Genomic DNA, 22,770 nt, shown 5'->3' on the forward strand with positions numbered 1-22,770 from the left:
GTTGGGGGTGCTGCCCGTGCCACGAGAATACTGGTCTGGTCGGTTTGCCGTGCGTATTGATTTCAGCCTAGCGGTTTGGGTCAGCGTCGCTGGAGCTCACGCAGCAGCGAGAGCCCGCGCGGGAGCAGGAATCACCACTCTGGTTTCTCCGGAGATACGAGGCGATGCTTCTTCAGCACTGGCCGCGGCTTCGGCTTCGGCTGCTCGCGTGGCGACTGCCCACTCGGACAGGGACACGCTGACATCGCTCATCACATCCGCGAGGGGAACTGCGAGCGCATCGCAGATCGCCGCGAGGAGCTCGCTCGATGCTTCCTTTCGTCCTCGTTCGACCTCGGAAAGGTAGCCGAGGCTGACACGCGCCGTATTGGAGACTTCGCGCAGTGTCCGACTCTGTGCAACGCGAGTGCGCCGCAGGCTGTCGCCGAGTGCTTCACGCAATAGCAGCGCCATCTCGCTCCTCCTCGTTGAATCAGTCCGTCCGATTTCGTGACGATCTCACGTCACGTCGCTGCGAACTGTTCTTGATCTGTTCGTCTACTTCGACCCTCTGCAGCTACAACGAAGGATACGGCTGGATTGGTTCCCGACCCTATACCGCCACGCTCTGCTTCACCCGTCGAGTGTCCCAGCGGGTCGGTCACGACGATGAACCGCGCCGCAGACGAATCGCCTGCACGATGTAGTCGAGGCCGGTGTACACCGTCAGGAATACGGCCAGTCCCATCAACGTGACCGACGCGAACCGCACTTCGTCGGGCAGCGGGAAGAGATAGAAGCCGATCGCGAAACTCTGCACGAGCGTTTTGACCTTGCCGCCCCGGCCTGCAGGTATGACGCCGTGTCTCAGCACCGCGAAGCGAACCAGGGTGATCCCGATTTCACGCGCAGCGATGACGATGGTCACCCACCATGCGAGGTCTCCGAGTATCGAGAGTCCGATCAACGCAGCACCGATCAGTGCTTTGTCCGCGATCGGGTCGGCCATCTTGCCGAATTCGGTCACCAGACCGTACTTGCGGGCCAACTGCCCGTCGATGCGATCGGTGATGGCGGCGACCGCGAAGACCACGGTCGCACCTACACGCCACCCCGTGTCGTGGCCGTCGCCGACGAACAACACGACGAGGAAGACAGGAACGAGGGCGATCCGCAGAACGGTCAGGACGTTCGCGATGTTGAGGATCGGCACGTCCTCGGTACGTCCGGTCGCCGAGTTACCGTGCGGAAGCCCCGCTGTCGGAGGCACTCCTGGCGGCGGCACTCCGTCGGTCATACGTGGTGTCCCGGTACGTGGACGGCGCGTGGAGTAACGGACACACCAGAAGAATATCCGTTCATCGGTTGACTACTGTTCACCACATGACTTCTGCGCCGAACCGGGCGAGTCGACACGACGTCGACGGCGCTTCGGAACCGACTTCGAACAGCACCACAGCTACACACGGCGGCGACGAATTGGTAGTCCGACGAGCGCGTACCTCCGATATTCCCGAGATCAAGCGCCTCATCGACATCTACGCGGGCAAAATTCTCCTGGAGAAGAATCTGGTCACTCTGTACGAGGCCGTGCAGGAGTTCTGGGTCGCCGAACGCGCTGGGACGGTTCTCGGTTGTGGGGCGCTACACGTTCTGTGGGCCGACCTCGGAGAGGTACGCACGGTGGCTGTCGATCCGTCTGCCAAGGGGCACGGCGCAGGGCATCTCATCGTGGACAAGCTTGTTCAGGTGGCCCGCGAGCTGGCGCTGCAGAAGCTGTTCGTGCTCACCTTCGAGGTCGACTTCTTCGCACGCCACGGTTTCGTGGAAATCGAAGGGACACCGGTCACGGCCGAGGTCTACGCCGAAATGTGCAGATCGTACGACACGGGTGTCGCCGAGTTCCTCGATCTCAGCTACGTCAAGCCGAACACGCTGGGCAATACCAGGATGCTGCTGTCGTTCTGACAGGATTTATCCGTCCGCAATACGAAGAGCGAAAGAAGAAGACTTTCATGGCTTTGTTCGCCGTCCACTACACGTACTCCCCCTCCACCACGGACGGGCGAGATACTCACCGTGCAACCCACCGTGCATGGCTCGCGGATCTGCTGGCGCAGAAAGTACTGGTCTCCAGCGGCCCATACGTCGACGGAACCGGTGCCCTCATCATCGTGGAGGGCACCGACGTCGACTCTGTGACACAACTGTTCGCGCAGGACCCGTTCGCGGTCGAGAACCTCGTGGAGACGTCCACGATCACCGAATGGAAGCCAGTCATGGGCGCGTTCGTGTAGGCCCACTCCGTCGATCGATCGACACTGTCGGGTTCGTCACCGACGATGCGCAGGCTCATCCGCACTGTCGACTGGTTGCTGCGGGAGAACATGCCTGAGGATGTCGGAAATGGTGAGAACTCCGATGAAGCGGCCGTCGTCCATGACTGCGGCGAGCTGTTCGCTGTGCTCCCTGGCGAGCGCCAGTGCTTCGTACACCGGTATTCCGGTGTCGAAAGTCAGAGCCGGACGAGAAACGGTGCGGGCCGGTGTCTGGGCCGAGACGAGCAGGGTGTCCCGCACATGCACCACCTCAGGAACCTCGAAGTTGGAATCGAGCAGGAGGATGCGCATGTGGTCGGTGCGCGCTGCCGCCTCCTGTACATCAGCGACCGTGGCGTCGGACGGCGCAGCCGTCACAGGAGTATCCACGGCGACCAGGGAGCCCACCGTCAGGTGCTCGAGGTCGAGAACTTCGGACAGTTGTGTGCGAAATGACGCGTCCAGGGCACCGACCGAGGCAGAACGCTCGACGAGATGACGAATGGTGTCGACGTCCTGGCCCCCCACCGCGGCACGCTCGACGGGCGTGACCCCACTGGCCGCGACAAGCCGATTGGCCATGGCGTTTACCCATATCAGCAATGGCCGGAACACCCAGATGAATGCCCGGGATGGCAGTCCGATGAGCTTGGCCGCGAACTCCGGATGTGCGATGGCCCACGACTTCGGGGCCATTTCGCCTATGACCAGATGCAGGAAGGTCACCAGAAGCAGCGACAAGACGAAAGCTGCACTGCCTGCCAACTGGGCCGGCGCTCCCCACGACGCGAAGGCTGGGCCGAGCCATCCATCGACAGCAGGCTTGGTCACCGCCCCGAGCGCGAACGTACACGCGGTGATTCCCAGCTGGGCACCTGCGAGCATGAGCGTCAGCTCGTGGACGCCTCGCAGTGCGGCGCGGGCGGATCGGCTAGTTGTCGCCTCCACTTCGAGACGATGCGGACGGGACCCGAGCAAGGCGAATTCGATGACGACGAAGAATGCGCTGAGCACGATCAACGCAGCGGTGACCGCGACAATGAGCACAACGTTTCCCATCACGCCTCCCTCGCCTTGCCGGTCTCGGCGCGGATTCCGTCAGGGGGCGGCGTGGGGTCCTCATCGAGGTCGACCAGACGCACGACGAGTTCGCTGGGAACATGACGTGAGAGCTCGAGCACCTCGATGTCGAGGGCTCGCCGCCGCGGATGATCGGTCACCAGTTCGCGGGGGTCCATGGGTAGCTCGATACGCACACTCTGACCGACGTGCGGCAGTTCGCCGGTGGCGAAAATCGCCAGACCGGCAATGGTTTCGTAGTCACCATGGGGAAGTCGAAGTCCGAGCGATCGCTCGACCTCGTCGATGTGCACATCACCATCGACCCGCCACGTGTGGTCCTCATCTGCTGCGATGACCGAGAACGGCTCGACATCGTGTTCGTCGGTCAGCTCGCCGACCAACTCCTCGGACAGATCTTCCACGGTCAGCACGCCGGCGAACCCGCCGTATTCGTCGACGACACACGCGAGTTGAGTACGGGCGCGGCTCAGGTTGGCCAACGCATCCGGCAACGACATCAGAGAGGGAAGAACCAGCGGCGGCCGCATCAGGTCCTCGACCACCGTGTCGGCATCGACGCGATGACGCAACAGGTCGGCCAGCTCGATGACGCCGAGGGGCTCCTGAACTTCGGAGACCACCGGGTACCGCGTATGCCCCTTGGCCATGAGCGCGCGAACGTCACCGACAGCGGTACCAGGCGACACCACGTTCGTCTGTGCCCGCGGAATCATCGCGTGCTCCACCGTCCGATCCGGAAAGTCCAGAATGCGATCGATGAGCACCGACAGTCGTTCCGGAAGGTCGCCGCTGTCCCGGGCGTCCGCGACGATTCGCCCCAGATCCTGCGCTGTTGCCGTGGTGTCGAGATCGTGGACCGGCTTGACGCCGAGCATTCTGAGCAACGCGTTCGCCGACTGGTCGAACACCACGATCAACCAGCCGAACACCGTGAGGTAGATCGACGTAGACCTCGCGAGACCGCGCGCCATCCGCTCGGGGCTGGCAATGGCCAGGTTCTTCGGGTACAGCTCACCGAAGATCATCTGCACCACGGTTGCCACGACCAGCGCAAGAACGGTTCCAATCGATACGCTCACCGCCATAGGCACACCGACCCCACCCAGTAGAGTGCCCAGCGACTCTCCGACCAACGGCTCGGCGACGTAGCCCACGAGCAGACCGGTGACGGTGATACCCAACTGGGCACCCGACAGCATGAACGAGGTCCGCCGCGTCACCTTCAATGCCCGCTGTGCCGATGCATCTCCAGCTTCGGCGCGCGTCTCGAGCTTGATGCGATCAACTGACATGAACGAAAACTCTTGCGCTACAAAGTAACCGTTCGCGGCGATGATAGCCAGGATGACGATGATTCCCAGCAACAACACGACGAACGCCGTTGTCATCCCGCCGGTCTCCTCATCTCAGGACACCGACCGGCACCCTCGTCCGATGGCCCGGGTCTGTCGGAGGATCTACCCATCAGGGTCTTCTCACGCTCCACAACTCGTCGCGAACGGGGCAATCGCCTGGCACCGATTATTCCCTACTTCCGCGTCCTGCGTGACCCACATCGTCCTGTTCACACACGGGCGGCGGAGCTTCGCTACTCGTCGTCGGACGGAGCCTCGTCCGGATCGCCGCCGCGGATCGACCACAGCAGCCCGTCCAGCTCGTCGGGCTTGATCAGCACCTCGCGCGCTTTGGAGCCCTCGCTCGGTCCCACCACACCTCGGTTCTCCATCAGGTCCATGAGCCTGCCGGCCTTAGCGAAGCCGACGCGAAGCTTTCGTTGCAGCATCGACGTCGATCCGAACTGACTCGAGACCACTAGTTCGACAGCTTGCAGCAGCACGTCGAGGTCGTCGCCGATGTCCGGATCGACGTCCTTCTTCTCCGACGCTTTCGCCGCGGTGACCGTCTCGTTGTAGTCGGGCTCAGCCTGGTTCTTGGCGAAATCGACGACAGCCGAGATCTCCTCGTCGGTGATGAACGCACCCTGCAGGCGGGTCGGCTTGCCCGCACCCATAGGCAGGAACAAGGCGTCGCCCATACCGATCAACTTCTCGGCGCCACCCTGGTCGAGAATGACGCGCGAGTCGGTCAGCGAGGACGTCGCGAAAGCCAGACGCGACGGCACGTTCGTCTTGATCAGACCGGTCACGACGTCCACCGACGGACGCTGCGTCGCGAGGACGAGGTGGATTCCCGCTGCTCGCGCTTTCTGGGTGATGCGAACGATTGCGTCCTCGACGTCGCGTGGGGCCGTCATCATCAGGTCGGCCAGCTCGTCGACGATTGCCAGGATGTACGGGTAGGGACGGTAGACGCGTTCACTACCGAGCGGTGCAGTGATCTCGCCGGATCGAACCTTCTTGTTGAAGTCGTCGACGTGCCGGACCTTGTTGATCTGCATGTCCTGGTAGCGCTGTTCCATTTCCTCCACGAGCCACGCCAGCGCAGCCGCAGCCTTCTTCGGCTGCGTGATGATCGGGGTGATCAGGTGCGGAATACCCTCGTACGGCGTCAGCTCCACCATCTTCGGGTCGATCAGGATCATCCGAACTTCGTCCGGCGTCGCGCGTGCGAGCAACGAGACGAGCATGGAGTTCACGAAACTCGACTTGCCCGAGCCGGTGGAACCGGCAACCAGCAGGTGCGGCATCTTCGCGAGGTTGGCGCTGACGAAGTCGCCTTCGATGTCCTTGCCGAGACCGATGACGAGAGGGTGGTGGTCCTTCCTGGTCGACGGGGCAGTCAGCACATCGGCGAGGCGGACCATCTCGCGGTCCGAGTTGGGCACCTCGATACCGACCGCAGACTTGCCGGGAATCGGCGCGAGAAGTCGGACGTTGTCCGTCGCGACCGCATACGCGATGTTGCGCGCGAGCGCGGTGATCTTCTCGACCTTGACACCCGGCCCCAACTCGACCTCGTAGCGCGTCACTGTCGGCCCGCGGGTGAACCCGGTGACCGCGGCATCGATCTTGAACTGGTCGAGGACTTCGGAAATCGCCTCGATCATCGCGTCGTTCGCTTGGCTGCGAGTCTTGGGCGGATCCCCGTCGATCAGCAGCGACAACGAGGGCAACGTGTAGTCGCCGTCGACCACCCGGTCGACGACGATCTTCTCTTCTTCTGCTGCGGACTTGGGCTCAGCGGCCTTGACGACCGGCTTGGGCTTCGGACGCGGCGGGGTGGGCGCCGGTGCCGCAGCAACAGGTGCGGCCGCAGGTGCAATGACCTCGGTGGGCTCTTCGACCGGGGAGCTCTTGCGCGCTCGAGGCTTCTTGACCGGGATGTACTCCTCGGTCGGGTAGTTGTCGTACGGATCCGCACTTGCGGCGTGCACGGGGTAGCCGTCCGCATCGAAACCATCGGCGTCGTAGTCGCCGTACCCGTCCTCGCCGAACTCCGAACCGTAATCTTCCGGGTCGTAGTCGCCGTATTCGTCGCCGCGACTGTCGGTACCGAACAACGCGCGAAGACGGTCCGGGATGTCACGCACCGTCGTACCGGTCAGCAACAAGACGCCGAACAAACCGGCCAGCAGTAGAAGAGGAACGGCAAGCCAGACCGTCACGCCGTCAGCGATCGGTCCGCCCGCGACATAGCCGACGAAACCGCCGCCGGTGGCACGACCTTCTCCGTCCCCCGGGAAGCCTGCTGCCATGTGCCACAGACCGAGAACCGGCAACGCGACCAGAATCGACCCGAGCACGAGGCGCGGCCGAATCTCCGGATTGGGTTCGGATCGCATCAGAATGACCGCGAGCGCCACACCGAGAACTGGAACGAGGTAGCCGGCGTCACCGACCACAGCTCGCACCGCGATCTCGATCCATTCGCCGACGGGACCTCCTGCACTGAACCACACCGCTGCGGCGACGATGGCACTGACGGCGATGAGCCCGAGCGCGATCCCGTCGCGTCGGTGACCGTGCTCGATATCGGCAGCTTTGCTCACGGTCCGTGTGGTCGCGCCGACACCCTTGGCCGCCATCGACCAGGTGGAAGACACTCCGCGGCCGAACGCGGACATGACACTGCCGGTCTTCTTCTTCGCGGGCCGCCGAGCAGATGCCGCGCGGCTCGACGCCGGACGGCCCGATGCTGTCCGGCTCGATGCGCCGCTGCGCGCGGGAGCCTTGCGCGGTGCCGTCGGCTTCTTCGGCGTGGTCACCGTGCGTGCGGTTCGCCCTCCGGAAGACTTACTCGATCCCCCCGAAGCACGCGAGGTCGAACTTCGGGTGCTCGTCTTTCCTGCCATTCTCTCAGGTTAGTCGCAAGAGCACCTTCAAAACCATCCGCAACACGAGTAACACAGGGTCAAAAGCTGCGGTCGAGGCTCTGAACAGCGATGACGTCGACGGGATCGCCCGACGGATCGAGGTCGACGGCGCTCCGTCCGAATGCGTGCAAGAGCAGCTCCGACGGCCTCCCGGTCAGAACAACCCGCCTCCCGCCCGCCTTGCGCACCGTTGTCGTCCGTCCATCCAGACTCTCCAACACCACCCCGACGGGCGATCCTCGATACGCACGCCTGCCGATCAGCCCGGCGATCGACCAGAGTCGGTTCTCCATGTCGACCGACAGCATCCGCGACGACCAATCCGGCCGAGCCCTGCGCAGGTCCTCATGATGGACGAACATTTCGCCGACGTTGATCAGCGGATCGAGGAGCTTGAAGGGCGACCAGATCGGCGGGCCCCCGGCAATTGCGGCGACGAGTTTTTCGTACGGTGCGGTCGCGACGTCTTTCTGCACTTTTTCGGTATATCCAGCCAGAAGGGGCAGCAGAATCCCCGGTGCTGCATCCAACCGGCGTTCTCGGACCACCAGATGCGCAGCTAGGTCTTTGGCGGTCCAGTCTCCGCACAAAGTCGGGGCGGTCTCCCCCACCGCGGTGAGGGTAAGTACCAATTGTGCGCGTTCGTCCTGTGCAAGGGTCACATCGATCCACGGTACGTGCCCCGCGCACGCGGCGCCTGCTGCCTTCCGTAATCTCGGATCGGTGCCGATCTCAGAAATTCTCGTCATTCTCGTTGCAGGGTTCGGTGCAGGCGCCATCAATGCCGTCGTCGGGTCGGGAACCCTCATCACGTTTCCGACTCTGATCGCGTTCGGTTATCCTCCGGTCGTCGCGACGATGTCCAATGCCATCGGACTCGTCGCGGGCAGTGTGTCCGGAACCTGGGGCTACCGCAAGGAACTGCGCGGCCAATGGCCACGACTGAAGTGGCAGATGCCAGCGTCCTTCGCCGGCGCTCTGCTCGGCGCCTGGCTGCTTCGCCACCTCCCCGAGTCGGTCTTCTCGATGGTGGTTCCGTTCCTGTTGATCGGCGCGCTCATTCTGGTTGTCCTGCAACCGCGAATTCAGGTCTGGGCCAAGCGACGTTCGGAAGCGGCTGGTGTTGCCGTCGATCACATCAGTCGAACGAAACTGATCTTGCTGACGTTCGGCACGTTCGCAGTCGGTGTGTACGGCGGCTATTTCACTGCAGCGCAGGGAATTCTGCTGATCGGTGTCATGGGCGTACTACTTCCGGACTCGATGCAGCGGATGAACGCGGCCAAGAACCTACTGTCGCTCATCGTGAACGTGGTTGCGGCAGCGACCTTCACGATCGTCGCGTTCCACGACATCAGCTGGGCAGCTGCAGGATTGATCGCTGCCGGATCATTGGTCGGTGGTTCGGTCGGCGCTCGCTACGGCAGAAAACTGTCGCCGTGGGCGCTACGTATCACCATCGTCGTCATCGGCCTGATAGGCCTCTGGCGACTGCTGGCCTGACACGGGTTCGCCGGATCAGGCCAGCAGGACATCTACTTCTGTCCGACCGCCATCACGGTCGGCACGATCATCGGCTTGCGACGGTACTTGTCGGCGACCCAGCGTCCGACGACACGACGAACTGCCTGCGCAATTCGATGGGTGTCGGTGACTCCGTCGGATGCCAGTCGCTGCAGTTCTGCCTCGACCAGCTGACCCGCCTCTTTGAGCGCCGCAGGATCGTCGGAGAACCCGCGGCCGGAGACCTCGGGAGCCGCAACGGCCCGGCCGGTCGTGGAGTCCACAGCAATGGTGATAGCGATGAAGCCGCCCTCACCGAGGACCAAGCGGTCGGACAGCGTGGAGTCGCCGACGTCGCCGACGGAGAGACCGTCGACATAGACGTGACCGACCGGTACCTGCCCCACGATGCGTGCCAGCCCGTCGACCATGTCGACGACGACGCCGTCCTCGGCCAGAACGACGCGATCCTCGGCAACGCCCGTGGCCTTCGCCAGAGCGGCATTCGCACGAAGATGACGCCATTCGCCGTGCACGGGCATCGCGTTGGTGGGCCTGACCGCGTTGTACAGGTACAGCAGTTCACCAGCGGACGCGTGTCCGGAGACGTGCACTTTCGCGTTCTGCTGGGTGACGACGGTTGCACCTCTCTTGGCGAGACCGTTGACGACGGCGAACACAGAGTTCTCGTTGCCGGGAATGAGCGACGACGCCAGAACTACCAGATCGTTTGCCTTGATGTTGATCTGACGGTGTTCGCCGCGAGCCATCCGGGACAGGGCCGACAGGGGTTCGCCCTGAGAACCGGTGGAGATCAACACGAGTCGGTCGTCCGGCAGCGTCGCTGCGGTGTCGACGTTGACCTCCAGCCCCGCGGGCACACGGAGGTATCCCAGATCCTGCGCGATCTGCATGTTGCGGACCATGGATCGCCCGACGAACGCCACACGCCGGTTGTACCGCTCCGCGACGTCGATGACCTGCTGGATGCGGTGAACATGGCTCGCGAACGACGCAACGATGACACGTTGCTTCGCCTTGCCGATCACGGTGTCGAGAACTCCACCGATCTCACGCTCGGGCGTGACGAACCCCGGTACCTCGGCGTTCGTGGAGTCGACGAGAAACAGATCTACTCCCTCGTCGCCGAGTCGCGAGAAGCCCGCGAGGTCGGTGAGGCGACCGTCGAGCGGCAGTTGGTCGAGCTTGATGTCGCCGGTGTGCAACGTCAGGCCTGCTTCGGTGCGAATTGCAATTGCGAGCGCGTCCGGAATCGAGTGGTTGACCGCGAAGTACTCGCACTCGAACGGGCCGTGAGTTGTCTTCTGGCCCTCGATGACCTCGACCAGGTTGGGCCGCAGGCGATGCTCGCGGCACTTGGCCGCCACGAGGGCAAGGGTGAACTTCGACCCGATGACCGGGACGTCCGGTCGCAGACGCAACAAGAACGGGACAGCCCCGATGTGATCCTCGTGACCGTGGGTGAGAACGACGGCCTCGACATCTCCCATCCGGTTTTCGATGTGCCGGAAATCGGGAAGAATCAGGTCGACGCCAGGTTGCTGATCCTCGGGAAAGAGGACGCCGCAGTCGACGATCAAGAGCTTGCCTTGATGCTCGAAAACCGTCATGTTCCGGCCGATTTCGCCGATTCCGCCGAGAGCAACGATCCGCAGACCCTTGAATGGGGCCTTCGGTGGAGTGCCGAGCCTGTCCGTCGGATCGAACTCTGTGCGGGTGTCCGGGCGTTGCGTGCGCGCGGAATTCTGCACGACGGGCTTCGAAGTCTGTGCGGGCTTGTCGGCCGGAGGGCCTGCGCTTCGGGTGGCGCGGCCGCGTGATCGTGCTGGTCTACTCATACAAGGACTCCTGCTGCTCGCAGGTCAGCTGCGAGCAATTCGATTTGGTCGATGCTCGGTGGCACCTGGGGAAGTCTGGGTTCACCGACGTCGAAGCCGATGAGGCGTAGCCCTGCCTTGGACGCACTGACGCCACCGAGGCGGGCTACCGACCTGGTGACGGGGATGAGACTGACGTTGATCGCCTGGGCGCGCGCGATGTCGCCCGTCATGAATGCCGTGTGGAGTTCGCGCAGACGGGCAGGTACGAGGTGCCCGATGACGCTCACGAACCCGGTGGCACCGACGGACATCCACGGCAGGTTCAGCGGGTCGTCCCCGGAGAAGAACTGCAGTCCGGTCGTCGCGATGAGCTCGGCGCCCGCATTCAGATCGCCCTTCGCGTCCTTGACCGCAAGGATACGCGGATGCTCCGCGAGCCTGCGCAGGGTCTCGGTCTCGATGGGGACGACCGATCTCGGTGGAATGTCGTAGAGCATGACGGGAAGGTCGGTCGCGTCGGCCACGGCGGTGAAATGCGCGTACAGACCGGCTTGCGGGGGTCGCGAGTAGTACGGCGTGACGACGAGAAGGCCATGCGCGCCCGCGCGGGCAGCGTCACGTGCCAGTTCGACGCTGTGGGCGGTGTCGTTGCTTCCGGCACCAGCAATGATCCGAGCTCGGTGCCCGACGGCCGCGATGACGGCGCGCATCAGTTCGAGCTTCTCGTTTTCGGTAGTGGTGGGCGACTCGCCGGTGGTCCCGGCAAGAACCAACCCGTCATGACCCTGCTCGACCAAGTGGTGAGCGAGCCGAACTCCCGCGTCTATGTCCAGCTTGCCGCGGGCGGTGAATGGCGTCACCATCGCCGTGAGCACCGTGCCGAACGGCTGCTGACTTGGAGGAGCGACGTCACCGTATGTCATGGTCAGAAAGGTTACCCGGTGCTGTGAGACCCCGGCCCCGCGGTCATACCTCGGTGACGAAAGGACTGTGCGCCACTTCCGAACCGTCGGACAGTGCGGAAATTTCGTAGTCACCGAAGACGTCGGGAGCGACTGTGGCCAACTGGCGGAGACATTCGACGGCAACACGACGAATCTCGATGTCGGCGTGTTCGGATGCTCGCATCGACACGAAATGACGCCACGCGCGGTAGTTGCCGGTGACGACGACCTTGGTCTCGGTCGCGTTCGGAAGCACCGATCGCGCGGCCTGACGGGCTTGCTTGCCCCGAAGGGCTGCGTTGGTGACCCCGTCGAGTGTGTGCTCGAGGGCATTGAGTAGCTCGACGTAGGCATCGCGGCTCGCGTCCGTCGCCTTGGCGAACAGCGCCTCCAATTCCGGGTTTCCCTCGATCGCCGGTGGAACGATCACCTTGGCGTCGCGTTCGGGTACGAAACGCTGTGAGAGCTGTGAATAGGAGAAATGCCGGTGCCGGATCAGCTCATGGGTGCACGAACGCGAGATGCCGCTGATGTAGAAACTGACCGACGCATGTTCGAGCACCGACAAGTGTCCGACGTCGAGAAGATGCCGAAGATACGACGCATTCGTGGCCGTTCGTGGATTCGGTTTCGACCAACTCTGATAGCAGGCTCGCCCGGCGAATTCGACGAGGGCTTGGCCACCGTCGGCATCCGTCTCCCAGGGAATGTCCTGTGGCGAGACGAAGTCGGTCTTGGCGACCAACTGCACCTTCAGTGACACCGTGTTCGACACTCTCGTCCTCCGCTCGACCTGCTGAAATCTCTTCGCACTCTATGCGTGCATCACTACGACGTCTTGCGTGACGCCACAAATGGCGTCACACTGACGTCATGGAACTCGACAAGTACACCTCCGCGCTACGGGCAGATCTGCTCGCTGCAGCCGCCCTGGGTGACGATCACACGAGAAAGACAGCCGACAGCCTCGGGGCCGCGGCGCAAGCATCGGCGAGACTGATGTTGCTGCAGGCGCTCTCGGACTTCGCCGACGAGATTTCCGAGCAGCTGGACGGACACACGGTTCATCTTCGGCTTGCCGGAACGGATGCTGTTGCCGACGTCACCGCGCACGCCGCCCAGGCTCCACCCGAAGCCGAGCAGCAGGTCGGACCAGAGGACTACCCGACGATGGACGACGTCACCGGTGAGATGCGGCGCGTCACACTCCGCATGGTCGAGCACGTCAAGGAGCGCGCCGAGGAGGCCGCGTCGATGAACGGTGTATCCCTCAATTCGTGGCTCTCGCAGGCGGTTCAGGGAGCCCTTCGCGATCAGATGCGCAAGGAACGTCCCTACTGAACTACTTCTTTTCGCGCCACGCCCGCTCGAACGGCAACCGCCACGCATGCGGCGCGATCAGCTGGTGAATGGCATTGGGACCCCACGAACCGGGCGTGTACTGGCGCACCGGCGGCGGGTCCGCCAGCAGCGGCGCCGAAACTTCCCACAGCCGCTCGATGCCTTCGGCTGTGGTGAACAGCGTGTGATCGCCGTGCATGGCGTCGAGGATCAAGCGCTCGTACGCTTCGAGGACGTCGGACACTCGCTCTGTTTCATGGATCCCGAACTGCATGCTCAATTTGTCCAGACGCATACCTGGTCCCGGACGCTTTCCGTAAAACGACAACGACACCTTCGATGCGTCGGCCAGGTCGAAGGTGAGGTGGTCGGGCCCCTGGGCACCGACGCCCGACCCGGTCGGGAACATGCTCTTCGGCGGCTCCCTGAACGCGATGGAAATGATCCGCTGCCCCTCGGCCAGCCTTTTTCCGGTGCGGAGGTAGAACGGCACGCCTGCCCACCGCCAGTTGTCGATCTCGCACCGAAGGGCGACGAATGTGTCGGTCTCGGAGTCGGGGGCCACGCCCGGCTCGGACCGATACCCGGCGTACTGCCCTCGCACGACCTTCCGTGGGTCGATGGGGAGCATCGACCGAAACACCTTGTTCTTCTCTTCGCTGATTGCGCGAGGCTCGAGCGCGGTAGGTGGTTCCATGGCCATGAACGCGAGCACCTGAAAGAGGTGGGTGACGACCATGTCCTTGAACGCACCGGTCGATTCGTAGAAGTTGGCCCGTCCGTCCAGGGTCAGCTTCTCCGGAATGTCGATCTGGATGTGGTCGATGAAGTTGCGGTTCCAGATCGGTTCGAACAGCCCGTTCGCGAACCGGAACGCCAGAATGTTCTGGGCCGGCTCCTTGCCGAGAAAGTGATCGATGCGGAAGATCTGGTCTTCGTCGAACGTCTCGTGGACTGTGGCATTGAGCGCGATCGCGCTTGCAAGATCGGTGCCGAACGGCTTCTCCATGATGATGCGTGACCGCTTCACCAGGTCGGCAGCACCGAGCATTTCAACTACTGCCAGTGCAGCTTTGGGCGGTACGGACAGATAGTGCAGTCGTCTCGTGCCGGGTCCGAGTTCGATCTCCGCACGAGCGACAGCTTCACCGAGAGCCGCGGGACCGGCTTTCTGCGATACGTAGCTGAGCTTTCCGGCGAACTGCCGCCACTGCTCCTCGGACACCTTGCGTGTGGAGTACTCGTCGATGGCTTCGAGCGCCATCTGACGGAACTCGTCGCTCGTCATCTCCTCGAGGGACGTTCCGACGACTCGTATCCGCGGCGCCAGATCGGACAGTGCGAGGTGCATCATCCCGGACAGCAGTTTTCTTCGGGCCAGGTCACCGGTGGCGCCGAACAGCACCACGACCTGGGGTGGCAGTTCACTCGATTGCGCAGACGCAGGCGTTGTCACATCTGAAATAGTGGCACCGATGGGCTCCTCCTGCTGACCGAAGCATCGATCGGTCACACCGACGCCGCCAATTCGGACACGAGATCGCCTCGCTCACCGACCGTGATCGACTCCAGTTCGAGCCATCCGGCCAGTTCACGAAGCACCGGCGCGAGCCGGTCGGCGATGACCGAAGCGTCACGGCCACCCTCGACGAACGCGCCGAGGACCTGGAGCTCGGACCGCGCCCTGTCTCCCTTCAGATCCACCCGCGCCACCAGTTCGCCGTCGAGCAGGAAGGGGAACACGTAATAGCCGTGCACCCGCTTGTGCTGCGGGGTGTAGATCTCGATGCGGTAGTGGAAACCGAAGATCCGCTCGACGCGTGGGCGGAAGAAGATCATCGGATCGAACGGGCACAACAGAGCAGCGCCTTTGACCGACCGCGGGATTCGCGCGTCGACGTGCAGATACGCGGGAGCGCCCCAGTCCGTGACGGCAACCTGCTCCAAGGTTCCGTCCTCCACCAGGTCGGCGATCGCCGTCTTGGTCTGCTTCTGCGAAAGACGGTAGTAGTCACGGAGATCCGGCTCGGTGCCGATACCCAGCGCGAGCGCGGACTGAGCCACCAGGGTACGAACCGCGTCGGACTCGTCGATCCGCTGCGCCAGTACGTGAGGGGGAACGACGCGTTCGGTCAGGTCGTAGTGCCGGACGAACGCGGCGCGAGTAGCAACCGACACGACACCTGCCGAAAAGAGCTGCTCGCAGACGATCTTCACGTCACTGCGATCCCACCACGGACCTTTGCGCCCGGGGCGAGGTGTCTCGAGGGCTTGCTCGATCTCACCGGCACTGGACGGTCCACGGTCTGCGATCACGTCCAGAACATCGTCGGCGAGAGTGGGACTTCGTTCCAGAACCGTCTTGGCTCCGCCCCATCGCCCGTGCTGGTACAGCTCCATCCGCCAGCGCATCAACGGCCAGTCCTCGACGGGGATGAGAGCCGCCTCGTGCGCCCAGTATTCGACGAGCTTGCGCGGCTTTCGAGCCGTGTCGGTCCACGCAGCGGCGTCGATCACGCCACGGTCGTACAAACCGACCCGGCTGAACACGGGCGCATAGTGCGCGCGAACGAGCACGGACACCGAGTCGATTTGCAGCAGACGGGTGTTGCCGATCACCTTGTGCACAGCTCGCGCTGACGCGCCCCGCTCGGTCACCGGGTGCGCAGACGCCAAACCCTGAGCTGCCAGCGCAGTGCGTCTGGCCATCGCCGCGGTCATCTCGCGCATGCGTCACCGGCTCCAACCGTGGGTGCGAGCGATATCCTCCATCGTCGCAGCGAGCTGCGACAAACCCGGCTCCTCGATCGGAAAGTGCCCGCACCCCTCGAGCAGGACGAGAGTCTTCTCCCCGGCGATCCGATTCAAGAACCGAATGCTGAGTTCCGGCGGTGTCCAGCGATCCTCCGCTGGATGCACCAGAGTGACCTTCGGTCCCGAGTAGTCCTCGGGGAGCGTGTGCCGAAAGGACATGAAGCTACTGAGAAATCCGAGCGGGACCGACACCCCGCCGCCGAGTGGATCAGTGGCGCACGTCCTGGACAGTTCCGGGTCGAGACTCATCTTGTCGATGTCCATCAGCCACCGCACCGGTACCCGGACCCGGCCCAGCATCGAAGCACCGATCTTCAGCAACATGGGAGCCGGTCCACCGAGAACGCTGAAGCGGGCGGCCGCCGAGCGTGCAGCAGGATCCGAGGGATCGAGCAAGCACGTCGCGACCACGTCCGCGACTTCGCCGGTGCGCGCGGCAACTTCGTAGGCAAGCATTCCGCCCATGCTTGCGCCGAAGAGGACCAACGGCCTCGAATCATGCTGCCGCTCAGCGATAACGAGGTCGCACAGCATGTCGACCCAGTCCTGGTAGCGCACCCGCCCTGGGTCAGCGACGACTGTTCGCCCGTACAGCGGCATATCCGGAAACAACACATCGGCTCCCCGGGTCGCTGCCAGCGCGGCGAACGGCCACAAGGCCCCGGAATGCCCGCCTGCACCGTGGATCGCCAGTACCCGGACGGGCTCATCTCCGGTGCCGGCGCGGGCGACGTGAACCTCGATGTCGCGCCACTTCCACGTCGTCGACGTCGGTTGTGTTTCGGTCCGATATTCCGCAGGCAGAAAACTCGCATAGCGGTCAGTCATGAAGGCGACGATAGTCAGCCCATCACTGTCGCAGCGAGGGTCCCTCCGAGTTCGTAACCGGAATCCCTGCTCGCCTTGTTCACCGTGGTGAGCTCGAGAGCCTCCGCGGCCAGTTCCAGTCCCCAACCGGTCGCGATCTTGCGGACGGCGGACACGGCACCCGCGGTGTCGTTGTTGCCGTGTACCCACACGCCGTACGGCCGTCCGGCAACGGCACCCAAACACGGGTAGTAGGTCGTGTCGAAGAAGTGCTTCAGCGCACCGCTCATGTAGCCGAAATTCGCCGACGTACCGAACAGGTATCCGTCCGCGCCCAAGACGTCGGGCACGGTCGCGCCGAGAGCAGGTACACAGCGCACGGTCACGCCTTCGATACCGGGATCCGCCGCGCCCGCCAACACCGCCTCCAGCAGCTCGTGTGTCGGCGGCGACGGCGTGTGATGAACGACGAGGAGGGTGGACATCGTCAGGCGGCGTCCTCGCGTTCGAGTGCGACCGCTCGCTTCATCGTTTCGCGAGCACGACCGCGGTCACCGGCGTAGTCGTACGCTCGGGCCAGGCGGTACGAGTTGCGCCAGTTGTCCGGATCCTTCTCCCACTCGGCCTTGACCTGCTGGAACATCTCGTCCGCCGCATCGCGCGAGATTCTCCCCGAGGGCATCCGTGGTAAGTCGGACACATCCAGTTCGAGGTTCTCCTCATGGATCCGTTGCGCGAGATGCTGATGCTCGAACCCAGCCTTCAGCGTTGCACCGACAATCCAGACGCCGATGATCGGAAGGAGAATGACGCCGATCCCGAGTCCGATGTTGACCACACCGCCGGTCCGGATCAGCGACACTCCACGCGTCCCCAAGAGGTAGAAGTAGAACCCGAGAATCAGCACCATCACGCCGATGACGAGTAGGACCTTCGTTGCTTTGTTCATGCCGGGTTACAGGTCGAGGAACGGATCGAGTCCGACGGTCAGTCCAGGGCGCGCGCCGATCTCGCGTACCCCGAGGAGCACGCCCGGCGCGAACGACGTCCGATCGAGCGAATCGTGACGAATCGTCAGCGTCTCCCCCTGCGTGCCCAGCAGGACCTCTTGGTGTGCGACCAGTCCGGCGAGGCGGATCGAGTGCACTCGCACTCCGTCGACCTCGGCACCGCGGGCACCGTCGAATTCGGCAGTCGTGGCATCGGGCGACGGGCCTACGCCTGCTTTTTCACGAGCCTTGGCAATGAGTTCCGCCGTACGGTACGCGGTACCCGAGGGCGCGTCGGCCTTGTTCGGATGATGCAGCTCGATGACCTCGACCGAATCGAAGAACCGTGCGGCCTGCTCGGCGAACCGCATACTCAGAACCGCACCGATGGCGAAGTTTGGTGCGATCAGCACTCCGGTGTCGGGGGACGCCGCAAGCCAGGAACGGACAGTGTCGAGTCGTTGCTCGTCGAAACCCGTGGTTCCGACGACGGCGTGAATTCCGTGTCCGACCAGAAATTCGAGGTTGTCCATCACGACGTCGGGGTGAGTGAAATCAACCACCACCTGCGTGTCCGCGTCGACGAACGTCGACATCGCATCGCCCTGATCGACGGTAGCGACAAGGTCCAGGTCCGCGGCCGCGTCGACGGCAGCGCAGATCGCCTGGCCCACCTTGCCGCGGGCACCCAGGACGCCGACCCGGATAGGTGCTGCTGAACTCACTTCTGCTCCGCTCTGAACTCTCGACACTTCGTGCACGTCGAAGCCTACTGACCTACCCGAAACTTCCGATACGCCGGTAACGGATAGGTGACGATAGATCTCCACAATTCGCTTTTTCGCCGATCGGCCCGATACTGACATCAGTTGGCAGACAACCTTGTTGGGGAAGGGGGTGAAGGGAATGACCGACACATGGGGAATTCCGTCGGAGGTGTTCTGGAAGCTCTACGTCGTCACTGGGCTCGGTCTCGTGGTCGTCGCGGTCACATTCCGGATCTTGTTCAGCCCGAAGTCCATGCCAGCGGTGGCCGCAGACCGCCTGACGCCGCCCCAGCTAGGGATGCTGGCGGGCGGTCCAGGCCGAGCGATCGCGGCATCACTGGCGATACTCCGCACCGCCGGTCTGATAACGGTGAGCGGTCACATTCTACGACCGCTTCCGCACAGCGACGTCACTTTCGATCCGTTCACCCGTGCCGTGTACACGAAACTTGCGCTGGCCTCCGCGTCCGGACAGCGAAACTCGCTCGCACACCGCTTGACATCGGAGACAGCCGCGCTGCGCCAGTCGTTGGTCCAGGGCGGGTTCTGTGCGCCGGCCTCGTGGTCGCGGAGCCTGACTCTCAACATCGTCCCGCTCATCGTCCTCGCACTTGTCGGAATCGTACGAATAGCCTTCGGAATCGCAAGCGGCAAGCCGGTTATGTTCCTGGTCCTGGCGGTCACGGGGACCGTGACCGCCGCAGCCGTTCTGCGGATCTCCGACGGCCGGACCCGCGCTGGACGAGCGGTGGTGCGGACACTGTCCGGAACTCACGGCTATCTCGCGCCGAGCGCCCGGCCTGCCTTCGCAGCATACGGACCGCGCATGGCGGGCGTGTCAGCCGCCCTGTTCGCCGGATCCGCGCTGCTGTTGATCGATCCTGGGCTCGCCAGCGCGGCAGGATTGAACAGCGACGGCGGCAGTAGCGGTGGTAGCGACGGAGGCGGAGGCAGCTGCGGTGGAGGCGGAGGGTGCGGTGGAGGCGGAGGGTGCGGCGGATGACCTCACTGAGCGGACTCGGCATCGGCTGGCGTCCCGAAATCGCAGGCATCATCGCCCAGTTCGATGGCCTCGACTTCTGTGAGGTAATCGCAGAATCCGTCGGCACCGTCGCACCGACGGCGCTGACCGAGCTGGACCTGCCGATTGTTCCGCACGGTGTTTCGCTGTCGTTGGGCAGCGATGAGACAGTGGACGGCCGGCGGGTCGAGAATCTCGCACGGGTTGCGGCGCTCCTCGATGCCCCTCTCGTCAGCGAGCACATCGCCTTCGTGAGAGCAGGCGGCATCGAGGCCGGGCATCTGCTCCCCGTACCGCGCACGTACGAGGCCTTGGACGCACTGGCCCGAAACATTGCGATCACCGAAGACGGCCTACCCGTGCCATTGGCAGTGGAAAATATTGCCGCCCTGTTCGATTGGCCAGACGACGAGCTGACCGAGGGAGAATTCCTTGCCGAGCTGATCGACCGCACCGGCGTTGCGTTGGTTCTCGACATCGCCAACGTCTATGCCAACGCCCTCAATCGCGGGAGGGATCCGTGGACCGAGCTACAGCGATTGCCGTTGGATCGAATCGCATACTGTCACATCGCCGGTGGGAGCATTCGCGACGGTGTCTATCACGACACCCACACCGATCCGGTCCCGAGCGAGGTCGTGGAGTTGCTCCGCGAACTGACGCACTCGGGGTGTCGACCTGCCGTCATGCTCGAGCGCGACGGCCACTACCCACCTGCGACCGAACTCCTGGCCGAACTTGATGCGATCGCCTACGCCGCGTGTATGGAACCCGTTGCGACAAGCACAGAATGGGTACGGTCGTGAGCGATCTCGGGAGCCGTCAGAGTGAACTCGTTCGTGCCCTCGTTGCGGGTGGGCCGTTGCCGATCGGCTTCGATTCCGACGCGTTGTCCCTCGCGTCCGCTGCCCTGCTACGTAAACGTGCCGGAGCGGTTGCCCGCCGTCTCCCGATCGAGGCTTCGGTGCTGGGTGATCGGTTCGGTTCACTGTTCGTCACCTGGGCACGAAGTTGCCCACACAGCGACTCGGCACAGGAAGCGCGCGAATTCCTCGACCACCTGTACTCGATCGACGCCCTCCAGCGACCCGCGCGCCGGTGGTGGAGGTTCAGGCGCCGTACGTGAACGTGCGGCCCAGTACCTTCACCTGCCTCGTTACATCTCGACAGGTACGGTCGATCGGTGACAAGTGGAACGACGCCCGTGCTGCGCGCCGACAATGTAGATCTGGTTCGAAACGGGCGATACCTGCTGCGCGATGCATCCGTGTGCGTCGCCGAGGGCGAACACTGGGTATTGCTCGGCGCGAACGGCGCAGGCAAAAGCACGTTGCTCAGCTTGCTGGGTGCCTTCGTACATCCCACTCACGGCAGCGTGCACGTCCTCGGCCATCGACTCGGTCGCGTCGATATGCGCGAACTTCGCACGCACATCGGCCACGTCGATCCGCGGCTACGCGTCGAGGCGTCACTCACTCTCTTCGAGACGGTGCTGACCGGCATGACGAACACCCCTGATCTGGTTCCACGGTGGTCGCCGTCCGAGTTCGAAGAGTCACGGGCCCGCATGTTGATCGAATCGCTCGGCGTCGAACACCGATCGGATTCGCGGTGGTTCACGCTGTCCCAGGGGGAACGCGGTAGGGCCCTCATCGCACGAGCACTTCTACCGAGTCCAGCCTTGCTGCTCCTCGACGAACCGGCTACCGGGCTCGATCTCGCTGCCCGAGAGCAACTTCTGACCGCTCTGGACAATTCACGTGCCGATCACGCCTCCCTGGCCAGCATCCTCGTAACCCATCATCTGGAAGAAATTCCGGCGTCCACCACGCACGCCGTTCTCATTCGCGACGGCCGCATCATCGCCGACGGTCTCGTCGACGACGTCATCACCACGGCCAACATCAGCGACTGCTTCGACCACCCCATCGTCATCGACCGCCGCAATGGACGATGGGCAGCGACCGCCGGTCAGAACGTAATTATCTGACGGATCGCGTTGCCGTCGGCAAGTTCGTCCATCCCGCGATTGATGTCGTCGAGTTCGATGCGCGAACTGATCAGCTTCTCCACCGGAAGCCTTCCTTCACGCCACATCTGGGCGTATTTCGGAATATCCCGTGCCGGAACGGCGGAACCGAGGTAACTCCCGATGATGGTCCGTGCTTCGGCGACGAGGCCGAGGGGCGAGATCGACGACCTGGCGTCGGGAGCCGGGAGGCCGACGGTGATGGTCGTACCACCGGGCGCGGTCGCAGCGACCGCTGCTTCGAACGCACGAGCGTTTCCGGCAGCTTCGATGACGATGTCAGCCCTGATTCCCTGCTCTTCACGCTCGGCCGGCGAATAGGTCTGTGTCGCACCGAGTTCCCGAGCAATGGCCAGTTTGTCCGCGACACCGTCGACGCCGATCACTTCCCCTGCCCCGACGGAGACTGCCGTCAGAATGGACGCCATCCCGACGCCGCCGAGACCGATCACCATGACCGACTGTCCTGGGCGGGGCCGGCCGGCGTTGAGAACCGCTCCCCCACCGGTGAGAACTGCGCAGCCGAGAACCGCAGCAACGTCCGCGGGGATGTCGTCGTCGACCGCCACGACGGACTTCCGACTGACCACCGCGTGCGTCGCGAACCCCGAGACCCCGAGGTGGTGCTTGATCTCGGCGCCGTCGCGAACCAGCCTGGCACCGCCGTCGAGCAGCGTTCCCGCGTTGTTGGCGGCACTGCCGGGAATACAGGGCATCTGACCGTCCGTCCGGCATCCCGCGCACTCACCGCAGCGTGGCAGGAAGGTCATCACCACGCGTGTTCCGATCGGCAGGTCGTCGACGCCGTGGCCGACGGACTCGACACGCCCGGCAGCTTCGTGACCGAGCAACATCGGCACCGGCCGGACCCTGTTCCCGTCGACGACGGACAGGTCCGAATGACACAGTCCTGCGGCCTCGATACGGACGAGGACCTCGCCGTCACCCGGCGGTGCGAGATCCAGTTCGGAGATGGAGATGGGCTGCGATTCGGCGAAGGGCCGGGATCGTCCGATTTCCTCGAGTACTGCGCCGCGGATCTTCATTCGCCCCACTCTAGG

Annotated in this window: 25 protein-coding genes; 9 read left to right on the top strand and 16 right to left on the bottom strand. The window is 63.7% G+C overall.

Annotated features, from left to right (window positions below):
- Positions 1-96: 96 nt before the first annotated feature.
- Positions 97-453: a helix-turn-helix domain-containing protein gene (locus tag ACODSO_RS06805; RefSeq protein WP_489035996.1), complete on the bottom strand. Its 357-nt coding sequence runs from the start codon at positions 451-453 to the stop codon at positions 97-99.
- Positions 454-640: 187 nt separating this feature from the next.
- Positions 641-1,276 (bottom strand): CDP-diacylglycerol--glycerol-3-phosphate 3-phosphatidyltransferase, encoded by a 636-nt coding sequence (pgsA, locus tag ACODSO_RS06810; protein ID WP_489035998.1) that lies wholly within the window; start codon positions 1,274-1,276, stop codon positions 641-643.
- 86 nt (positions 1,277-1,362) lie between these two features.
- Here pgsA and ACODSO_RS06815 point away from each other — a divergent pair, with 86 nt between their 5' ends.
- Together ACODSO_RS06815 and ACODSO_RS06820 are read left to right on the top strand one after the other, a co-directional pair.
- The gene (locus ACODSO_RS06815; RefSeq protein WP_489036000.1) at positions 1,363-1,947 is read left to right on the top strand and encodes an amino-acid N-acetyltransferase; all 585 of its coding nucleotides are present in this window, start codon (positions 1,363-1,365) and stop codon (positions 1,945-1,947) included.
- 47 nt (positions 1,948-1,994) lie between these two features.
- Entirely contained in the window at positions 1,995-2,276 is a 282-nt protein-coding gene (locus ACODSO_RS06820; RefSeq protein WP_489036001.1) for a YciI family protein, read from the top strand.
- A gap of 36 nt (positions 2,277-2,312) precedes the next feature.
- Here ACODSO_RS06820 and ACODSO_RS06825 read toward each other — a convergent pair whose 3' ends face one another.
- The 3 genes from ACODSO_RS06825 to ACODSO_RS06835 form a co-directional block, all read right to left on the bottom strand.
- A complete protein-coding gene (locus tag ACODSO_RS06825) occupies positions 2,313-3,356 on the bottom strand; it encodes a CNNM domain-containing protein (protein ID WP_489036003.1) in 1,044 nt (347 codons plus the stop codon).
- Positions 3,356-4,768 (bottom strand): hemolysin family protein, encoded by a 1,413-nt coding sequence (locus ACODSO_RS06830; RefSeq protein WP_489036005.1) that lies wholly within the window; start codon positions 4,766-4,768, stop codon positions 3,356-3,358. Before ACODSO_RS06830 ends, ACODSO_RS06825 begins: the two co-directional genes overlap by 1 nt.
- A 200-nt stretch (positions 4,769-4,968) precedes the next feature.
- Complete coding sequence (locus ACODSO_RS06835) at positions 4,969-7,404, bottom strand: FtsK/SpoIIIE family DNA translocase (RefSeq protein WP_489036007.1); 2,436 nt, start codon at positions 7,402-7,404, stop codon at positions 4,969-4,971.
- On the opposite strand from ACODSO_RS06835, the gene ACODSO_RS06840 reads away from it, so the two are divergent.
- Positions 7,403-7,645 (top strand): hypothetical protein, encoded by a 243-nt coding sequence (locus ACODSO_RS06840; protein ID WP_489036008.1) that lies wholly within the window; start codon positions 7,403-7,405, stop codon positions 7,643-7,645. The genes ACODSO_RS06835 and ACODSO_RS06840 overlap by 2 nt on opposite strands.
- 46 nt (positions 7,646-7,691) lie before the next feature.
- Here the strand turns inward: ACODSO_RS06840 and ACODSO_RS06845 are convergent, their stop codons facing one another.
- On the bottom strand, positions 7,692-8,315 hold the full coding sequence (locus ACODSO_RS06845; protein ID WP_489036010.1) for a TIGR03085 family metal-binding protein: 624 nt from the start codon (positions 8,313-8,315) through the stop codon (positions 7,692-7,694).
- Positions 8,316-8,376: 61 nt separating this feature from the next.
- On the opposite strand from ACODSO_RS06845, the gene ACODSO_RS06850 reads away from it, so the two are divergent.
- The gene (locus tag ACODSO_RS06850; RefSeq protein WP_489036011.1) at positions 8,377-9,156 is read left to right on the top strand and encodes a sulfite exporter TauE/SafE family protein; all 780 of its coding nucleotides are present in this window, start codon (positions 8,377-8,379) and stop codon (positions 9,154-9,156) included.
- A gap of 32 nt (positions 9,157-9,188) precedes the next feature.
- On the opposite strand, the gene ACODSO_RS06855 is transcribed toward ACODSO_RS06850, so the two are convergent.
- From ACODSO_RS06855 to thyX, 3 genes are read right to left on the bottom strand one after another with little or no spacing between them, the layout of a single operon-like run.
- A complete protein-coding gene (locus ACODSO_RS06855) occupies positions 9,189-11,015 on the bottom strand; it encodes a ribonuclease J (RefSeq protein WP_231912554.1) in 1,827 nt (608 codons plus the stop codon).
- Positions 11,012-11,920, bottom strand: coding sequence for a 4-hydroxy-tetrahydrodipicolinate synthase (dapA, locus tag ACODSO_RS06860; protein ID WP_489036012.1), 909 nt, complete (start codon positions 11,918-11,920; stop codon positions 11,012-11,014). Before dapA ends, ACODSO_RS06855 begins: the two co-directional genes overlap by 4 nt.
- A 43-nt stretch (positions 11,921-11,963) precedes the next feature.
- Positions 11,964-12,716, bottom strand: coding sequence for an FAD-dependent thymidylate synthase (gene thyX / locus ACODSO_RS06865; RefSeq protein WP_489036013.1), 753 nt, complete (start codon positions 12,714-12,716; stop codon positions 11,964-11,966).
- A 98-nt stretch (positions 12,717-12,814) separates the two neighbouring features.
- On the opposite strand from thyX, the gene ACODSO_RS06870 reads away from it, so the two are divergent.
- Entirely contained in the window at positions 12,815-13,282 is a 468-nt protein-coding gene (locus ACODSO_RS06870; RefSeq protein ID WP_489036014.1) for a hypothetical protein, read from the top strand.
- 1 nt (position 13,283) lies between these two features.
- Here ACODSO_RS06870 and zwf read toward each other — a convergent pair whose 3' ends face one another.
- Genes zwf through dapB form a run of 6 tightly spaced genes read right to left on the bottom strand, consistent with a single transcriptional unit; the run spans position 13,284 to position 18,617 of the window.
- Entirely contained in the window at positions 13,284-14,738 is a 1,455-nt protein-coding gene (zwf, locus tag ACODSO_RS06875; protein ID WP_489036015.1) for a glucose-6-phosphate dehydrogenase, read from the bottom strand.
- 53 nt (positions 14,739-14,791) lie between these two features.
- The gene (locus tag ACODSO_RS06880) at positions 14,792-16,012 is read right to left on the bottom strand and encodes a winged helix-turn-helix domain-containing protein (RefSeq protein WP_489036016.1); all 1,221 of its coding nucleotides are present in this window, start codon (positions 16,010-16,012) and stop codon (positions 14,792-14,794) included.
- Between the two features lie 3 nt (positions 16,013-16,015).
- A complete protein-coding gene (locus tag ACODSO_RS06885) occupies positions 16,016-16,924 on the bottom strand; it encodes an alpha/beta hydrolase (RefSeq protein ID WP_489036018.1) in 909 nt (302 codons plus the stop codon).
- 14 nt (positions 16,925-16,938) lie between these two features.
- Positions 16,939-17,388, bottom strand: a complete 450-nt coding sequence (locus ACODSO_RS06890) for a flavodoxin family protein (RefSeq protein ID WP_489036019.1) — start codon at positions 17,386-17,388, stop codon at positions 16,939-16,941.
- Positions 17,389-17,390: 2 nt separating this feature from the next.
- Positions 17,391-17,852 carry a tetratricopeptide repeat protein gene (locus ACODSO_RS06895; protein WP_489036020.1) on the bottom strand — a complete coding sequence of 154 codons (462 nt, stop codon included), beginning with the start codon at positions 17,850-17,852 and terminating at the stop codon, positions 17,391-17,393.
- A 6-nt stretch (positions 17,853-17,858) separates the two neighbouring features.
- The gene (dapB, locus tag ACODSO_RS06900) at positions 17,859-18,617 is read right to left on the bottom strand and encodes a 4-hydroxy-tetrahydrodipicolinate reductase (RefSeq protein ID WP_489036022.1); all 759 of its coding nucleotides are present in this window, start codon (positions 18,615-18,617) and stop codon (positions 17,859-17,861) included.
- A 181-nt stretch (positions 18,618-18,798) separates the two neighbouring features.
- Here dapB and ACODSO_RS06905 point away from each other — a divergent pair, with 181 nt between their 5' ends.
- From ACODSO_RS06905 to ACODSO_RS06920, 4 genes are read left to right on the top strand one after another with little or no spacing between them, the layout of a single operon-like run.
- Positions 18,799-19,662 (top strand): TIGR04222 domain-containing membrane protein, encoded by an 864-nt coding sequence (locus ACODSO_RS06905; RefSeq protein ID WP_489036023.1) that lies wholly within the window; start codon positions 18,799-18,801, stop codon positions 19,660-19,662.
- The gene (locus tag ACODSO_RS06910) at positions 19,659-20,486 is read left to right on the top strand and encodes an MbnB/TglH/ChrH family RiPP precursor modification enzyme (RefSeq protein WP_489036024.1); all 828 of its coding nucleotides are present in this window, start codon (positions 19,659-19,661) and stop codon (positions 20,484-20,486) included. The genes ACODSO_RS06905 and ACODSO_RS06910 overlap by 4 nt, the downstream gene beginning before the upstream one ends.
- Positions 20,483-20,806: an SCO6045 C-terminal-like domain-containing protein gene (locus tag ACODSO_RS06915; RefSeq protein WP_489036026.1), complete on the top strand. Its 324-nt coding sequence runs from the start codon at positions 20,483-20,485 to the stop codon at positions 20,804-20,806. The genes ACODSO_RS06910 and ACODSO_RS06915 overlap by 4 nt, the downstream gene beginning before the upstream one ends.
- A gap of 57 nt (positions 20,807-20,863) precedes the next feature.
- Positions 20,864-21,670: an ABC transporter ATP-binding protein gene (locus ACODSO_RS06920; protein ID WP_489036028.1), complete on the top strand. Its 807-nt coding sequence runs from the start codon at positions 20,864-20,866 to the stop codon at positions 21,668-21,670.
- Here the strand turns inward: ACODSO_RS06920 and ACODSO_RS06925 are convergent.
- Positions 21,652-22,755, bottom strand: a complete 1,104-nt coding sequence (locus ACODSO_RS06925) for an alcohol dehydrogenase catalytic domain-containing protein (protein ID WP_489036030.1) — start codon at positions 22,753-22,755, stop codon at positions 21,652-21,654. The two genes, ACODSO_RS06920 and ACODSO_RS06925, sit on opposite strands and share 19 nt — an antisense overlap.
- Positions 22,756-22,770 lie beyond the last annotated feature (15 nt).

The organism is Rhodococcus sp. FG69 (assembly GCF_057808915.1).

What these genes read in the sequence shown, in the direction of transcription:
- ACODSO_RS06805 (WP_489035996.1), bottom strand. Translation starts at nt 453, where the DNA reads ATGGCGCTGCTATTGCGTGAAGCACTCGGCGACAGCCTGCGGCGCACT.
- pgsA (WP_489035998.1), bottom strand. Translation starts at nt 1,276, where the DNA reads ATGACCGACGGAGTGCCGCCGCCAGGAGTGCCTCCGACAGCGGGGCTT.
- ACODSO_RS06815 (WP_489036000.1), top strand. Translation starts at nt 1,363, where the DNA reads ATGACTTCTGCGCCGAACCGGGCGAGTCGACACGACGTCGACGGCGCT.
- ACODSO_RS06820 (WP_489036001.1), top strand. Translation starts at nt 1,995, where the DNA reads ATGGCTTTGTTCGCCGTCCACTACACGTACTCCCCCTCCACCACGGAC.
- ACODSO_RS06825 (WP_489036003.1), bottom strand. Translation starts at nt 3,356, where the DNA reads ATGGGAAACGTTGTGCTCATTGTCGCGGTCACCGCTGCGTTGATCGTG.
- ACODSO_RS06830 (WP_489036005.1), bottom strand. Translation starts at nt 4,768, where the DNA reads ATGACAACGGCGTTCGTCGTGTTGTTGCTGGGAATCATCGTCATCCTG.
- ACODSO_RS06840 (WP_489036008.1), top strand. Translation starts at nt 7,403, where the DNA reads ATGACACTGCCGGTCTTCTTCTTCGCGGGCCGCCGAGCAGATGCCGCG.
- ACODSO_RS06835 (WP_489036007.1), bottom strand. Translation starts at nt 7,404, where the DNA reads ATGTCCGCGTTCGGCCGCGGAGTGTCTTCCACCTGGTCGATGGCGGCC.
- ACODSO_RS06855 (WP_231912554.1), bottom strand. Translation starts at nt 11,015, where the DNA reads ATGAGTAGACCAGCACGATCACGCGGCCGCGCCACCCGAAGCGCAGGC.
- dapA (WP_489036012.1), bottom strand. Translation starts at nt 11,920, where the DNA reads ATGACATACGGTGACGTCGCTCCTCCAAGTCAGCAGCCGTTCGGCACG.
- ACODSO_RS06870 (WP_489036014.1), top strand. Translation starts at nt 12,815, where the DNA reads ATGGAACTCGACAAGTACACCTCCGCGCTACGGGCAGATCTGCTCGCT.
- ACODSO_RS06880 (WP_489036016.1), bottom strand. Translation starts at nt 16,012, where the DNA reads ATGCGCGAGATGACCGCGGCGATGGCCAGACGCACTGCGCTGGCAGCT.
- ACODSO_RS06885 (WP_489036018.1), bottom strand. Translation starts at nt 16,924, where the DNA reads ATGACTGACCGCTATGCGAGTTTTCTGCCTGCGGAATATCGGACCGAA.
- ACODSO_RS06890 (WP_489036019.1), bottom strand. Translation starts at nt 17,388, where the DNA reads ATGTCCACCCTCCTCGTCGTTCATCACACGCCGTCGCCGCCGACACAC.
- ACODSO_RS06895 (WP_489036020.1), bottom strand. Translation starts at nt 17,852, where the DNA reads ATGAACAAAGCAACGAAGGTCCTACTCGTCATCGGCGTGATGGTGCTG.
- ACODSO_RS06905 (WP_489036023.1), top strand. Translation starts at nt 18,799, where the DNA reads ATGACCGACACATGGGGAATTCCGTCGGAGGTGTTCTGGAAGCTCTAC.
- ACODSO_RS06910 (WP_489036024.1), top strand. Translation starts at nt 19,659, where the DNA reads ATGACCTCACTGAGCGGACTCGGCATCGGCTGGCGTCCCGAAATCGCA.
- ACODSO_RS06925 (WP_489036030.1), bottom strand. Translation starts at nt 22,755, where the DNA reads ATGAAGATCCGCGGCGCAGTACTCGAGGAAATCGGACGATCCCGGCCC.